Genomic DNA, 15,495 nt, shown 5'->3' on the forward strand with positions numbered 1-15,495 from the left:
GAATATGTTGAGTCGCTTTTTTATCCAGCGCCCTAAGTTTGCGCTGGTGATATCTATTATTCTGACGCTCGCAGGTGCCATCGCATTGCTTAACCTGCCAGTGGCGGAATATCCGCGCATCAGCCCGCCTTCGGTGAGCGTGACAGCGGTATATTCCGGTGCGAGTGCAGAGGTGGTTGAACAGGCCATTGCCGACCCGATAGAGACCTCGGTCAACGGTGTGGAAGACATGATATACATGTCTTCCAAGAGTGCGAACGATGGCTCCTATAACCTGAACGTGACGTTTGATATCGGCACTGACCCTGACATGGCGCAGGTGAACGTGCAAAACCGTGTGGCGCAGATTGAATCTAAGCTTCCGCCGGAAGTGCGTCAGGTCGGTGTGACGGTGAAAAAACGTTCTCCTGACCTTCTGATGGTTCTGAACTTTTACTCGCCGGAAGGCAAGTACGATGACCAGTTCCTGGTGAACTACATCAACCTGAACATCAAAGACCAGATCGCGCGTGTTAAAGGCATCAGTGAAGTGAACGTTCTGGGTGGCGGCGAATACGCGATGCGTATTTGGATGAACCCAGAGAAGATGGCTAACCTTGGTATCACGACGTCTGATGTGCGCTCGGTGCTTTCTGAGCAGAACGTGCAGGTAGCTGCCGGTGATATTGGTGCGCCACCGTTCAACAACGCACAGGAAATGACGTTCAAACTGGTGACCAAAGGCCGTTTAGGCTCAGTGGAAGAGTTTGAAAACGTGGTTGTCCGCGCGAACCCAGACGGTTCTATGGTGTACCTGAAAGACATCGCAGAAATCTCACTGGGCAAGAAGTTCTATACCGGTAATGGTCAGTTCCGTGACCAGCCTGCGTCCATTGTTATTCTGAACCTGCAATCTGACGCGAACGCGTTGGAAAGTGGTGGTTTGGTAATGGATCGTCTTGAGCAGCTTTCCCAGAACTTCCCTGATGGTATGACCTACGAAACCAGCTACGACACCACGCTGTTTGTCGCTGAGTCCATCAAGGGCGTAGTAAAAACGCTGGTGGAAGCGGTGCTTCTTGTCATCGCGGTTACTTACCTGTTCCTTGGTAGTTTCCGTTCAACGCTGATCCCAGTTGTTGCGATTCCGGTTTCCTTGATTGGTACCTTTGCGGTCATGTTGGCAGCAGGCTTTACCATCAATACAGTGACTCTGTTTGGTCTTATCCTCGCTATCGGTATTGTGGTGGATGACGCCATTCTGGTTATCGAGAACGTAGATACCAACATGTCGAAAGACCCATCTCTCACTCCTCGTCAGGCAACCTTGTTGGCGATGAAAGAGGTAACAGGGCCAATCATTACTTCTACGCTGGTACTGCTGGCGGTGTTCCTGCCAGTTGCTATGCTGCCGGGTATCACGGGGATCATGTATCGCCAGTTCGCGCTGACCATCTGTATTTCGGTACTGATTTCGTCTATCAACGCACTGACCTTGTCTCCTGCAATGTGTTCGCTGGTGCTGCGTCAGGGTGGTGATAACCACGCGCGCTGGTTCAAGGCATTCAACAATGGCCTTGAGAAAGTGACGAACAAATATGGTGCAGCGGCAGGCTTCCTTGTTCGTAAAACCGCGGTGCTGGGTGTGTTGTTTGTGGTCGCGGTCAGTGCCGCAGGCTACTTCGCGAAAACGACCTCAACCGGTTTTGTTCCGCAGGAAGATAAAGGCGTGATGCTGATTAACGTTCAGCTTCCTGACGCGGCTTCTCTGTCCCGTACCGAAGAAGTCACCCGTAAACTGGGTGAAATCGTAACGTCTGAGCCGGGCGTAGATGGCGCAACGGTTGCGAACGGTTATGCGTTCCTGACCGGTGCGGCAGCATCTAACGGTGCGTCGATGTTCGTGAAGTTGAAAGATTGGGAGACCCGTCAGACGTTGGATGGCGATCATTCGTCGTTCGACATCATCAACCGCATCAACATGAAAGCGGCGATGCAGTTACCAGAAGCCGTTGTCTTCGCGATGGGGCCGCCTGCAGTGCCGGGTATGGGTCCAGCGTCAGGCTTCGAATTCGTGCTGGAAGACACGCTTGGGCGTAGCCGTGGCGATCTGGCGATGGTGATGCAGCAGTTGATGGAAAAAGCGAATGAGCAGCCGGAAATTGCGCGTACCTTCAGCACCTTCCGTGCGAACGTACCGCACTTCTACATCGACATTGACCGAGAAAAAGCAAAACAGCTGGGCATTCCGCTTTCCGAAATCTTCACCACACTGCAGGGCAATCTGGCAGGTATGTACGTGAACGATTTCAGTTTGTTCGGTAAGAACTACCGCGTGACCATTCAGGCGGATGGCGACTACCGTAATGACCTGGAATCTATGAGCCGTTTCCATGTGCGTTCAACCTCTGGTGAGATGATCCCACTGGGTACGCTGATTGATGTGGAGCAGGTGTTTGAGCCAGACGTTGCGTGGCGTTACAACATGTACCGTTCTGCCGTGATTCAGGGCTCTCCAGCACCGGGTTACTCATCCGGTGATGCGATTGCAGCCATGGAGCGTGTTGCGGCAGAAATGCTGCCACAAGGCTACCAGTACGAGTGGACAGGTATGGCTTACCAAGAGAAACAAGCAGGTAACCTGGCTATCTACGCGTTTGCACTGGCACTGATCTTTATTTACCTGTTCATGGTGGCACAGTATGAAAGCTGGAGTATTCCGCTGGCGATCATTCTGGTGGTTCCAGTGGCAACGCTTGGCTCCTTCCTGGCGTTGGCAATGACAGGCACACCACTCAACCTGTACGCACAGATTGGTCTGGTTCTGCTGATTGCACTGGCAGCGAAGAACGCCATCCTGATTGTGGAATTCGGTAAGAACGAGCGTGAACAGAATGAACTGCCGATTGAGCAGGCAGCTGTGAAGGGCGGTAAGCTGCGTTTCCGCGCGGTGAACATGACTTCCTGGTCATTCATTCTGGGTATTCTGCCGCTGATTTTCGCAAGCGGTGCTGGCCACATCAGCCAGAACTCACTCGGTATCTCGCTGACGGGCGGCCTGCTCTGTGTGCTGCTGGCCGGTACCTTCCTGATCCCTGGTTTCTTCGCACTCATCCAGAAAGGTCGAGAGAAACACCACGGTGGTTCAACCAAACTGGTGGAACTGGAAGACTAATTGTTAGCTGAATTTATCAGTAAGTACGAACCAATCCCCGGGCATTGCCCGGGGATTTTTTTATCCAACGCCTCAAGAAAGATACCTTTCCTTCTTAAAAAAGGGAGAAGAAAGGCTGCGGCGTCGCCTTAGAATACCCTGATAAAAAGTAGAAATACTTGGCTCAATCAGAGCCACCTAAGAGCATGTTCCAAAAAGGAGTTTGTATGTCGGGTATAACAAAAATCGCTAAATGTGCATGGGTTTCGTTGTCTTTGTTTACCGCAGGTATTACGCCTTCAGCTACTGCGTTGGAGCTGACTGATGCGCAGAAAGAAGAATTCGTATCCGGCACTATGATGATGTTGGAAGCGGGCGGAATTCTTGGGTCCATCGCCAAGTGTTCTGGCAAGTCTGAAAGCGAGTTAAAGCAAGGGTACAAAGAGGTTCTTTTCCAGTGCTATGACGAGATTAAAACCCTTGAAGGAATGTCCGTGTGCCTGACGGAAAAAGTGCCCAAGATGACGGGACTGACCGCGGAGCAACTGGATAAATGCGCATCGGACGATATGTGATTTGATCAAAAAAGGGGCATGACGCCCCTTAACTTTTACTTTCGAAAGCTTTTCTAGAAAGCCAATCGGCCAAAGGCCAACAGACCCTAGTGCTGCGGTAAGTCCGGCTTAGGTTTTACCTTCACTAGACTTTCGATAATGCTGATCGCCAAGCCCAGCCAAATCAGACCAAAGCTCACGGTTTTCACGCTATCAAACGTCTCACCAAATACTGCGACCGCCAGAACAAACTGCAATGACGGCTCAATGTACTGCATAAAGCCAATCATCGACATTTGCGCATATTTTACTGCTTCGGAGAAGAAGAACAGCGGCAACAAGGTCACTGGCGCAGCACCGAGGTAAAGCAACAGAGTAGACATATCACCGGATACCGCCACGCTGGTACCTGAACCCATCTTGTACGCCATGTAGATTGCCGCAATCGGCAGAAGCACAATGGTTTCCACCAACAGACTCGAAATCGCATCGTACTTCACATGACGCTTACACCAGCCATACAGCGCAAAACCCACCGCCATCAGCAAAGCAGCAACAGGCAGCTCACCGTATTGCCAGATTTGATAGCTCAACCCCAAGGTGCCGAAAACGACAGCGGCTTTCTGCCCCAAAGAGAGCTTTTCATTAAACGCCACCACACCCAGTGCAATCACTAAAAGTGGGTTAATGAAATAGCCAAGGCTCGCATCCAATACGCGATCGTTTGTCATCGCCCACGTAAAGGCACTCCACGACACACACATCATGACAGAGGCGATGCCAGAGAAAAGAAACGAGCGTTTGTCCGCAATCAGCGCTGCCCAGTTTGGCGACTTGGCATTGCGCAGTTGAAGCACCAAAAGCAAAAACGGCAGCGACGCGAGAATACGAAGTGCCAACAGCTCATCCATGGCTGCGTTGGGTAAAAATTGGTAATAGAGCGGCATTGCGCCCCAAAACAGGAAGGCAACAGCCGCCATCACGTTACCAAAACGTGTTGGACTCATAGATAAATACCTGGATGAAAAGTGGTCAGAGGATGCGCGATTGTATAGCGAGATCGGGATTTGTAAAGTGACAAAGATGAAAGAATAACGTGTTGAGCTTTAGATTTGTGTGGACGTATAGAAATGGTGAATTTTCGGATGTTCGCAATGGTTGAAATAACAGTTATCTAACAGGATTATGCGAAATAGATTAACATTAAAAGTTGAGTGTTTTACTCGGAATTTTGGTCATTGCAAAGCGTTCAGCCTGTCACTTTTAATTGCTTGGTAGTCGTTGAGGTAGATTCCGTCTCCAATCCCGCTATTAGTCCTCTCCCTTTCTAAGGGAAAGGTTGGGATGAAGTATGGTTCTGACAAGGTATTGCCCCATTTTGGCTTAGAAAATTCAATTTATTCGAATGTCATTTTGCTAGTTCACCCTAAAATTCCTAATCCGAAAGAGATGATAGCTAAAAGTGACTGTCCTTCTTTCATTCTTTCATTCTTTCATCTTTCGTTCCTTGTTTCTTACCGAGTCAGAGCAGTCAAAATCGCATCTAAAATTTCCTGATGATTTTCCACTCGGGAAACCTGCCCCGGTTCCTGACAAAGTGCTTTTTCTCCTTCTGAGGCAAGGATGCTGAAACCACGCTCAGTACACTCAGAAAATGCACTAAACTGGTTCGCGCCTGGAATGTCTTTAAGCGTTACTGAAGAAAGCTCAATCATTGATTGGGCAGGCACCAGTTCAGGGTGTTGATTGGCAGACAGCGTAATCAACGTAATCGGATTGTCTATCATGGTCAGCGTATCGGCAGCAAAGGTTGCAGTTAGCTCTGGGCTGATAACAACCACTGATCTCAGTTTGTTTTCAGTCTGAAGTGGGCGGAATTTTTCATCCGGTATAGTAGCAACGTCTATGTTGTTATTACGTAACCAACGACAGTCTATATTTGTTTTGTTGTCGCAAGATGCACGGTACTTCTCTGGGCTTATTTGAGCGCCGGATAACATTAGCATTGATGTCCCCCCCAGAAAAAAGCCGACACCGAAAACCTCATCCGTATCCGCCCCTCCAGATAATGCCTCAACTGAATTTAGTGTCTTCAGCCCAAGCTTCAAATCACTGGCTCTGAGTGTAATTTCATCGACTGCTTTGTCTGGCGTGATTTCGTTGGGAGCAGGAGGTTTTGGCACAACAACGATATAACCTTGTTGTGCCAAGCTTGATGCTATCCACCCACTGTGTGAAAACGCTGACCGTGTTCCGCCCTGAGACAAGAGAACGACGGAAAATTTCTCTCCAGCTAAAGGGGCATCTAACTGCGTTTCGACCGCCTTAAAAAGGTTGCCATTACCAAACGTAAAATTGGTATTTTCTTTGCACGTGGGATACCAGTAATACACGTCGACAGGCTTGTTTCTGTCACCGCTGAATACCGACTTAACCGTCAGCGAAGAATGGTATTTAGGTTCAACGGCGCTCGCGCTGAAGCACAACAGAGCTAACGCAAACGACATGACTAATTTGGTTTTCATTTTCCCTCGGCCTTCTAAGACGAATTCATAACCACGTATACCTAATCTAGCTAACGATGCTCGAACTCAGTTGGCTTAGGTATATTTTGCAGGACGTTTGGAAAAATAGCGTGCAGGGGACTCGCCGTAGACTTTGCGAAACATGGCAATAAAGTTGCTCGGTGTCGCGTAACCCAAAGCAAATGAAACGTCTCCGACGGATTTCCCACGAGCCAGCATTTCCATTGCGTGGATCAACTGTATCTGTTGTCGCCACATGTTAAAACTCATATTCAGCTCGGTTCTTACCAATCTTCTCAGTGTTCTCGAAGACGTGGCACCGATACTGGCCCAGTGCTCGACAGACTTTGTACTGCCAAGATTATCCAGCATTGCATGGGTTATCCTTTGTAACCTTGGGTCTCTCGGTAGCGGAAAATAAAGATCTTCATGGGGAGCGCGGCGAATCTCATTGAGAATAACGCAGAGAATGTGTGATTGGTCTGGCGAGACCTCCGTGGTTTTACTCCAACCTAGTGTGCGGTTCGCAAGTACTTTAATCACATCATTCATACCGATAACGCATGGGGATTTTGGGAGTTGATGACAGGCACAAGGTAAAAATAACAGTGACCAACCTTTCACCGACCCATGAAAGTAGACACTGTGCATTGCTTCCGGTGGTATCCATCCTGCACGGTGAGGAGGCAATAACCACGTCCCCTCTTCGGTGTTAACTTGTATCAGTCCTTCATCGATACAAATTAGCTGCCCCCGATAATGCTTATGGCTTTTATAGGGTCGCTGAGAGCGAGAGATCTTGTCTTCACGTTCATGTAACCATTGTCGGGCAATGAGTTCGGCACCCTCCCTCCACTCGCTATAGTCACAATTATCACTCTGTAACCGACGTTTCATAGATGGCCATTTTTCATTATTTAATGTCCAAATAACATTATCACAACACGTTTACTTTCACTTAGCATTTCAGATTACCAACCGAATGTTTGAAATGGAGTTCTTATGAACGAGTATCTGTTTATTTCCTATTACATAGCAGCAGGACTCGGCATTGGGTTACTTGCTGGGCTTGTCGGTGTTGGTGGTGGAGGCATGGCCGTGCCCATTTTTACCTTTCTATTCACAAAACAGGGAATTGGGCATGATGATGTGGTTCACCTAGCACTGGGCACATCAATGGCCGCGATGATTTTCACCACCTTTGGCAGCATGAAAGCCCATTTGAGAAAAGGAAACGTGGATACAAAAATGGCAATAAGAATGTCGGGCGCTGTACTTGTCGGAACATTTTTGGCCACTTTCATCGCATCGTATCTAAATGGGGTTTATCTGGCGGGATTCTTCAGCTTATTCATGCTTTATGTGGCTTTCAAAATGTTCAAGAAGAAACTGCATCACTATAACGAAAATCCGCAAGGCCCTGTGGGGAATATCTTTACTGGCTTCTCAATTGGATCGGTTTCTGCGCTTGTTTCAATAAGCGGTGCAGGGTTGACCATCCCTTACCTTGTACAACAAAACGTTGAGATAAAACGGGCAATTGGTACTTCTGCCGCTATCGGCTTTCCTATTGCCCTGTCTGGTACCTTTGGTTACCTCATAAACGGCTTGCACAATACAGATATGAGCAACATGGTTTTGGGATACATTTACCTGCCAGCGCTGATTGCTTTTTCAATCAGTAGCTATCTAACAACGCGTGTGGGTGTCCGTTTGGCCTACTATTTCCCAAGTGAAACACTCAAGAAATTCATCGGTATCCTTTGCGTCATGCTCAGTGCAAAAATGTTCTTTCAGGTGATTGGATAGCCTTGCCCACCTTCGAGCTAGCGATACCTACGCTGGCTCTTCTTTGCCCCAAAGTAAGCCAGCATCATTTTTGATGAGGTGTTTAAAAGTCTCCTGTTCACCCTACTTTTTGTAATCCTAAACGTGCTTTTTCACTGTTGGTACACACAGTAAACACAAAGGTGTCGCATAATACCTACGTAGCCCCATTTTGGGGCGTTTTCACAAGGCCATTTTTAGCACTGCGAGAAAGGGCGTTTAAAACATAGGGAAAGCTACTTTAAAAATACAGTGGCTTGTTATTGTTGGACACAATGGGGTGTTTAAGTTCACCACTTTGGTGTCCAATACACTGTTATATCGCTTAATCTTTTTGTGTTTACTCAGTCCGAGGTTTGGCAAGCTAAACCCGCTTTTCATAGCAGGCGGTTTAAATTGATTTTGCTTTGAATTGTCATCTGGCGGATTGGTTAAAGTGTTTGTTTCTCAGGTTTCAGTGTTGAGTTCAAACGAAAAGGCTTTTTCTTGGTGGTTTGTTAAAGCTGCTTCGTTTGAATTTAAGTCAAAAGGTCTTGTTCAAAAGGGTGTTGGCGGCAAGCCGCGATTGTCTTTTTGTAGCGTATAACAAGGCTATAAACAGGGACGCTTTGTCAACGCGGCAGCTTTTCAAAGTGTTGTGAATACAAAGGATTAAAGCAGTTCTGGGCGGTTTGATAAGCGCCCGTTATTGCGACGTTATGTGCAAAGAGAGAATTATGTATAAATCCATTCCAAATAGAGAACTTCTGAACTCAGGGAAGTATTCAAATATGTTTCGGGAGGTTGGTGTTTCTGACTTTCATGAGGCCTGTGAATATGTATGGAAGCTTCCTTATGGGAGGACGAGTGATCGATCGAATTGGGATTTGGTACTTTCTGAAGGAAAAGGTGCTTGTAGTACCAAGCATGCACTGTTGAAGGCTTTGTCGAACGAGCTGGCTTTAGATATTGATCTTATTGTTGGCATTTATCTCATGCACGAGAATAATACTCCAGGTGTTGGGGATGTTCTAAGTGAATATGGATTAGCATACATACCTGAGGCACACTGCTATCTGCGGTATAGTGGAAGTAGGATCGACTTGACTAGACATGGAGCTCAGGCTGAAGAGGAAATCGCTGAATTTCTGACTGAGAAAGTTATTGAACCTCAGGGAATAGGAGCTGAGAAGCAGGAATATCATAGAGAGTACGTGCGCAGAGAATTTGGTGAGGCTGAATTTGATAGGGTATGGAGCGCTCGCGAAGAGTGTATTTCGGCAATTAGCACATAACAATCAAAGGCAAAGCGACGCGTAAACGCGCGCTTGCTTTAGGCGTTAGGAATACAGGTATGTACCGTAAACTCGAACACAATGTGCCGGAACAGGTGCAACACAAATATTACAATGAACCCTTCGAGGGAGTTGAAATCGACCTCGGGTTTAAAAATGCGGTTCATATTTTCCAGAATTGTACTTTTGAGAACTGCTGTATAAGAGTTAATTCAAACTCGTCTGCTACGCCAAACATACTCGGTACTAATACATTTACTAATTGCTTAATCTGGCCAGGAAGAAAGATGTCCGTAAGTACCATAGAGGCAAACTTTGTAAATTGTAAGTTTAAAGGTACATGGTCAGGGCGCATCAGAGGCAAGGTTGAAGATTGTGATTTCTCTGAAGCAAATCTAGAAATGTTTACCTTCTTTGATCAGAAGGAAATAGGGGGTAATATTATCAGCGGCCAAGACTTAGCCATAATCGAAAATGCTGGGCAGCATAAATCGGCTTTAAAATCAGCTTTAGGTGAAGAATCTAAAATATGGATTCATATTCGCGCAAACACTGGGCTCTTTGTGGTTAACATCAAAAAGCATCAAGACAGCGAAGTATTAGTAAGGGTATTTCCTACTTTACCATTCGTTAAGGTAGCCCCAATTGCCTAACAAGCGCAGGTTGTCGGACTGATTTTCCGCTGCGGTCCAAGCCAGCCGCAACTGCAGGCGTTAGCGAGAACATATGAACAATGTATTAACGTGCATATTGTTGAGCACTCTACTCTTGGGTTGCTCGTCCCAACCTATTGATGATCTCTCTATTTCGTCACTGAATGTGTTGTATGTAAGTGAAAACAACGAGTTATATTTATCACAAGACGTGAGGTTTTCCATTGAGTATCGAGAAGCTAAAATGAAGAAACTTCTCGGTAAGGAGATGTTGCTAGTGACTTTGTCATCATCCCAGAACTTATGGGATAGCTCTATTGAGTATCAAGCCCCGTTTTCTCCTCGCGTATACTTTTGTGATAAAAAGCATGAATTGACTCGCCTCAGAGCATCAGGGGTATATATGCATGGTAAAGAGATAAAAAATCAATTTTATAATAGAGATGTCATTCAAGATGCTCTGGCCAATAATCCGATTAAAGAATTATATACATACAACATTTATCTCAACACTCGCGATATACATAATGTTGCACCAATAGACTTTTCGGATTTAAGCCCACACATGAAGTCCGATGGGAGTTTCAACAAACATCTATTTAGGAACTTCGACCTAAGAAATAATAACCAAAACGTATGTATTCATTTAGAGTCAATGAGGCCTTCTAAACTCATTCCAGCTAGAGTTTACACGTCTAATACGGTAACTATAACAGCGGAAGATATTCATAATGTTTTATCAAATCGAATAAGTACTGGAAGGTGAATTTGCTAATAAAGGCCATCAACGGGACGTTTTGTCAATTTAGCAGCCTTTCAAAGTGTCGAGAATACAAAGGATTAAGGCGGTTTTGGGCGGTTTGGTAATCGCCCGTTATTGCGACGTTATGACACGTTTAAGAAATCAAGATTATGAATGTACTGGACGAAAGGGGTAAAGGGTTTTACGAGGAACCATCGACCAGAGAAATTGACGAGTTTCTTGATAAGTACCCATTTTCAATACCGCAGGAATTCTACGATTTCTATCGTAAATACAATGGCTTTAAACTAATAAACCAAGATCTAATGTTCGTCTACAGGTTCGACGCGCCATTTGGTACACGGGAAAAATTAGAATTTGAAATGTTTTTACCCTCGGATACATTGTTCTTAAATTATGACACTCGTGCAGGAGTATCTTTCCCGATAGGTATGGTTCCTTTCGTTGATGTACAGGAAGGAGAAATAGTGATATCCCTACGAGAGGATAGTTTTGGAAAAATATACTTTTGCGAATCAAACCCTACGATCAGTAAAATGTCAGAAGACACATTTGAAGCAGAAATAGCAAAGTTCAAACCTTCCGAAAACCAGTTTCCTGGCACTATGAAGGAGTTGGCTGATTCATTCACTGAGTTGGTTAAAATCTTAGAGTTAGAGGAATGGTAAAAAGTCGTCATACCAAGGCTCTCAACGAGACGCTTTGTCACTGTGGCAGCTTTTCAAAGGGTTGTGAATGCAAAGGATTAAAGCAGTTTGGGGCGGTTTGATAAGCGCCCGTTATTTCAACGTTTAGGTGGCAAGGAATATGAGCTCGAAATACTTTAGATGTATCTGGGAAGGTGAAGAATCTGATGGATTCTACTATTCAGAAGTCATCAATGGAGAAATTACCCGTCAGATAGTGGAGATTGATGGAGATTTGAAATGGTCAACTCTCCATGAGGAAAAAGATGAATGTTACATGTTCACTGATCAACCTGAAGTTAGAGAAGAGGATATTGAGTATTCAAAAGAGAATCTCGATGGAATTGAACTTACTAAAGAGCAGTTTGAGGAAGTATGGTTAGCTTCAAAGTAGTAGCTAGTGTATCGGCTAACAGATAAGAATAAGTGTCGCGCAGTCGACACTTTATTTGGGTGTTGAACAAGCCCGTCCTTTATTTAGTAAATTGCTAGGATGAGCGCAGTGTGGGTGTACGCCCGTCACTTATTAATAGACAAGCGTTGTAAATCAGTTTCATAAATCTTCATCAGACACTCAAAATCCATTCTTTGCCCAAACTCAACTTATCCGAAGTGAGCTGCTACGGATACAATTCCTAACTCAGAATTGTCCAAAAACGCTTCAGCCCAAAAACAGCCAAACCTCAGCCTTAGCTTTTAATTCCTCTAAAACCCACACTCCGCCTCAAACGTCATTCGCTCATGCGTATACGGATGATCAAACGACAACTGCTCAGCATGCAGGTGAAGACGGGTATCGGGTTCGCCATAAAGCACATCGCCGACCATGGGCATATTTAGTCCTTTCGAATGGGCGCAGTGGACGCGGAGTTGGTGGGTGCGGCCGGTTTTGGGGTGCATGTAGAGTTTGCTGCGGCCGTTTTTTACTTCAATCAACTGCCAATAAGTGGTGGCGGGTTTGCCGTGTTCAAAGCAGACCAACTGGCGGGGTCTGTCGTCTGGGTCGCCGCGCATCGGCAAGTTTATTTCACCCTGTTCTTGCTCAATCACACCTTCCACCATGGCGATATAGCGCTTCTCCACACCTCGGGTGATGAACTGCTTTTGCAGGCTTTTATTCGCGCGACGGGTGAGGGCGAATACCAACAAACCTGATGTCGCCTGATCCAATCTATGAAGCACAAAAGGGCCTTCTGCATCTGGGAACATTTCAATCACGCGGGTGTAGGCGGAATCTTTAATTGTCTTACCCGGTACTGAGAGCATGCCAGAAGGTTTGTTGACGACAACAATCGCTTCGTCCTGATAAACCACTTCCAGCGTTTTATCTTCTGCCCAGTTTTGTTCAAGTGGGTTTGGGTCAACCGTTAAGCCTTCCAGCATATGCCCAAGGATGGGATGGCATTTACCGTGGCAAGAAGGGTAGAACTTCCTGTGCTGACGGACTTCAGATTTCGGTGAAACGCCCCACCAAAATTCCGCCATCGCCAACGGTGTGTAACCGTGTTTGTAGGCGAAGTGAAGAAGTTTAGGTGCTGCACACTCACCGGCACCCGCTGGTGGTGTTGGGTTAGTGGTGGGCGCGAAGATTGCCTTTAGTGACTTCTCTTCACCAAGCGCATTGAGAAAACGATATTGCTCAAAAAGCTTGTTCTGAAGGGCATTCGAGAGCGTTTTACGTTGCTGTTTCGCGTGCTCGATATCTGTGGTTAATGCAATGAGCTGTGATTCGATAGCTTGGATCTTTTCGTCCCACGCCATTTTCAGGTATTTGAGCGTGTTTTTCTCTGCCACGCTTTGCTTTGCCAGATCGTCTAATGCCGCTTTCAGGGCATCGCCTGTTAAGGTTTCTTCTGCGATTTTACGTTCTTGTTTTCGTGCGGCGCGGCCTTCAATCATGCGATGGCGTTGTTGCAGTTCATCTGCGTCGTATTCGGCCTGCATTAGAGCAAGTTGAGCACCCAACTTCTCTAACAACGGATTGGAAGAAAGTGCTGAGACTTGGGTATTTAGCTCAGTGATTTCTTCCAGTTCTGTTCTGAAGAAACACTCTTCCGCGAGCATGTCGAACACAGGTGGAACGAAGTGAGGCAGTAAGTTTTGGTCGGCAATTTTGCCGGAGAAGGCACTGAAATAGCCGAGCTCACCTTGTGGCGATCGCACCAGCAGCACACCAAACATTTTGCCTGTACCTTCAGCCGATTCATCAAGTCGCGGAGCCAGAGCCTCGTCTAAACCGAAATCATGTTGCCAATCTGTCTGACTTGCGAGGTGTTGTTGCAGTTCATCGGCTGCCAAAACACAAAGCGGATGTGGCTGATAGTAAAAAGGAAAGGTAAATGCACCTGGTAGTTCGAACTGTTCGGTATCGCCTTGAAAGCGGGTGAACAATTCATCAGGGGTAAACAGCTTTTCTTGGTGCATGGTCATCGTCTATCGGTATCTCGGTTTGGGGGCGTGATTTTACCTGTTTAGGTGAGAAAAACCACTTAGGCCGTGCAACAAAATGCAAAGCAGTAGGTAAGCGCCCATGCCATTTTCTTTTATAGGAATGTGGGCTTGTACCATATAAATAATACTGGAAAATTTAATTCTGATATTATTTTATGAAATTCATCCTTTTCATTATCTTAGCTCTTGGCTTTCTCCTTCGTTATATCCTCTATTCCAAATCCGATTTGTCTTCTTTTCTTTATTTACCAAAACTGGATCTATCAAAATAAAACGCGAAAGGAACAAGTCATGATTAATTTAGACTCTTTGGTTTCGGCCGTTCATTTGAGCGTGACTAAAGCCAATCAGGCGCTACAGAACGAAAACCAGGAGTTGATCAGCCGTTTCTTCGACGAAGTCCCAAGCAGTAATTCAGGAAGGTTGGGAAGTGCCGAAACCCCAGAAGAGCCGGAGCGAACTGCTTATCGCCCTAAATATGTGACCATTGAATATCCGACGGATACCACAGACGGACTTCAGACCTTAGCGGTTGATGTTCCTTTGCTCACTTTGGTTCCGGTGGCGAGTCCTAGAGTGAGTGAGGTGAAATTTAGAACCAATCTAGAAGTTAACGTAAATGAAAGTAATGCGCTGGAAGTTTCTTTCGTTGGGAATAATTCAGGCGGTTTATTTAAATCGGATAAAAAACCTAATCATATGGCTGAATTAGAAATAACTATTAATGCCGATGAACCGCCCGAAGGATTAAGGAAATTAATTGAAGGTTATGACAGAGCACTAAGAGCGCAGATCCCTGGTTAATTGGGTCTGGCTTAATTTTGCAATTATTCATCAATCAGGAGAAATACCATGCCAGACGTCAATACTGGACCAGCACTGGTCTCGATGGCTCAGCAATTTGCCGGGCTACCAATGCACGCCCTGATCGGGGGCCCGTTAAACGCAGCTGCACAAGCCAACAGCATGATGGCGGTAACCCAAACCAAATTTATGTTGGATACCTGCTTCAACAAAAAATCAGATACCGAGGATAAAGGGAAAGATACGCTCGAACCCATCATGGTGACGATGCAAATCACCCGTGGCGTAATCACTGAAGGGGAGACCAAAGAAGGTGATCCACCGGAGGTGAACGTGACGGAAGTCACCACAGAATTTGATGTGCCTCTTTTGACGATTGTTCCGCTCAACTCTCTGGGTGTCGACAACGTTCAGGTCGATTTCGAAATGGAAGTGAAGTCGAGCTATACCGATGAGTCGTCGCAATCTACATCCAGCAAAACGAGCGAGCAAGGCAGCTTCTCCGCCAAACTGGGCGAAGGCTGGTGGTCGGTGGAAGTGAAAGGCAGCATCAGTCACGACAGCCAATCCGCTTCGGCACAGAAATCGACCTATCAGAAAAGCAACAACGCCAAGTACACGGTGAGTGTGCACGCTGGGCAACTCTCGTTGCCGGAAGGTGTAACGACCATTATTCAGGCGTTCACCAACAGCATTAGCCCAATCACCCTTGGGTCAGCGAAAGCGGCAGAAAAATCGTCTTAATTCCGTCCTCATTTTCTAAAGATTTTTCGTTGCCATTTTTTCCACCTGGCTGTTTGCCTGCCGGAGTCATTGGCTCTTTGA

At 46.2% G+C, this 15,495-nt stretch carries 14 protein-coding genes; 10 read left to right on the forward strand and 4 right to left on the reverse strand.

Annotation, left to right across the window (positions count from 1 at the left end; translation table 11 throughout):
- The first annotated feature begins 4 nt into the window (after positions 1–4).
- Both GCE9029_RS12845 and GCE9029_RS12850 read left to right on the forward strand, forming a co-directional pair.
- On the forward strand, positions 5–3,154 hold the full coding sequence (locus GCE9029_RS12845) for an efflux RND transporter permease subunit (protein WP_062663643.1): 3,150 nt from the start codon (positions 5–7) through the stop codon (positions 3,152–3,154).
- Between the two features lie 206 nt (positions 3,155–3,360).
- Positions 3,361–3,708, forward strand: coding sequence for a hypothetical protein (locus GCE9029_RS12850; protein WP_062663644.1), 348 nt, complete (start codon positions 3,361–3,363; stop codon positions 3,706–3,708).
- A gap of 86 nt (positions 3,709–3,794) precedes the next feature.
- Here the strand turns inward: GCE9029_RS12850 and rarD are convergent, their stop codons facing one another.
- The 3 genes from rarD to GCE9029_RS12865 form a co-directional block, all read right to left on the reverse strand.
- On the reverse strand, positions 3,795–4,694 hold the full coding sequence (gene rarD / locus GCE9029_RS12855; protein WP_062663645.1) for an EamA family transporter RarD: 900 nt from the start codon (positions 4,692–4,694) through the stop codon (positions 3,795–3,797).
- A gap of 507 nt (positions 4,695–5,201) precedes the next feature.
- The gene (locus GCE9029_RS12860) at positions 5,202–6,212 is read right to left on the reverse strand and encodes an alpha/beta hydrolase family protein (RefSeq protein WP_062663646.1); all 1,011 of its coding nucleotides are present in this window, start codon (positions 6,210–6,212) and stop codon (positions 5,202–5,204) included.
- Positions 6,213–6,287: 75 nt separating this feature from the next.
- Positions 6,288–7,109 carry an AraC family transcriptional regulator gene (locus GCE9029_RS12865; RefSeq protein WP_062663647.1) on the reverse strand — a complete coding sequence of 274 codons (822 nt, stop codon included), beginning with the start codon at positions 7,107–7,109 and terminating at the stop codon, positions 6,288–6,290.
- A gap of 105 nt (positions 7,110–7,214) precedes the next feature.
- On the opposite strand from GCE9029_RS12865, the gene GCE9029_RS12870 reads away from it, so the two are divergent.
- From GCE9029_RS12870 to GCE9029_RS12895, 6 genes are all read left to right on the forward strand, one after another.
- Complete coding sequence (locus GCE9029_RS12870; protein WP_062663648.1) at positions 7,215–8,021, forward strand: sulfite exporter TauE/SafE family protein; 807 nt, start codon at positions 7,215–7,217, stop codon at positions 8,019–8,021.
- 734 nt (positions 8,022–8,755) lie between these two features.
- Complete coding sequence (locus tag GCE9029_RS12875) at positions 8,756–9,313, forward strand: hypothetical protein (protein ID WP_062663649.1); 558 nt, start codon at positions 8,756–8,758, stop codon at positions 9,311–9,313.
- Between the two features lie 59 nt (positions 9,314–9,372).
- Positions 9,373–9,966 (forward strand): hypothetical protein, encoded by a 594-nt coding sequence (locus GCE9029_RS12880; protein ID WP_062663650.1) that lies wholly within the window; start codon positions 9,373–9,375, stop codon positions 9,964–9,966.
- A gap of 244 nt (positions 9,967–10,210) precedes the next feature.
- The gene (locus GCE9029_RS12885) at positions 10,211–10,732 is read left to right on the forward strand and encodes a hypothetical protein (protein ID WP_157487814.1); all 522 of its coding nucleotides are present in this window, start codon (positions 10,211–10,213) and stop codon (positions 10,730–10,732) included.
- Positions 10,733–10,878: 146 nt separating this feature from the next.
- Complete coding sequence (locus GCE9029_RS12890) at positions 10,879–11,397, forward strand: SMI1/KNR4 family protein (RefSeq protein ID WP_062663652.1); 519 nt, start codon at positions 10,879–10,881, stop codon at positions 11,395–11,397.
- A 139-nt stretch (positions 11,398–11,536) separates the two neighbouring features.
- Positions 11,537–11,809 (forward strand): hypothetical protein, encoded by a 273-nt coding sequence (locus GCE9029_RS12895; protein WP_062663653.1) that lies wholly within the window; start codon positions 11,537–11,539, stop codon positions 11,807–11,809.
- Positions 11,810–12,120: 311 nt separating this feature from the next.
- Here the strand turns inward: GCE9029_RS12895 and GCE9029_RS12900 are convergent, their stop codons facing one another.
- Positions 12,121–13,839 (reverse strand): RluA family pseudouridine synthase, encoded by a 1,719-nt coding sequence (locus GCE9029_RS12900; RefSeq protein ID WP_062663654.1) that lies wholly within the window; start codon positions 13,837–13,839, stop codon positions 12,121–12,123.
- A 318-nt stretch (positions 13,840–14,157) separates the two neighbouring features.
- Between GCE9029_RS12900 and GCE9029_RS12905 the strand changes: the two genes are divergently transcribed.
- On the forward strand, positions 14,158–14,670 hold the full coding sequence (locus GCE9029_RS12905; protein ID WP_062663655.1) for a DUF2589 domain-containing protein: 513 nt from the start codon (positions 14,158–14,160) through the stop codon (positions 14,668–14,670).
- Positions 14,671–14,718: 48 nt separating this feature from the next.
- Entirely contained in the window at positions 14,719–15,414 is a 696-nt protein-coding gene (locus GCE9029_RS12910; protein ID WP_062663656.1) for a DUF2589 domain-containing protein, read from the forward strand.
- Positions 15,415–15,495: the final 81 nt, after the last annotated feature.

This window comes from Grimontia celer (genome assembly GCF_900055185.1).
Lineage (GTDB): Bacteria > Pseudomonadota > Gammaproteobacteria > Enterobacterales > Vibrionaceae > Enterovibrio > Enterovibrio celer.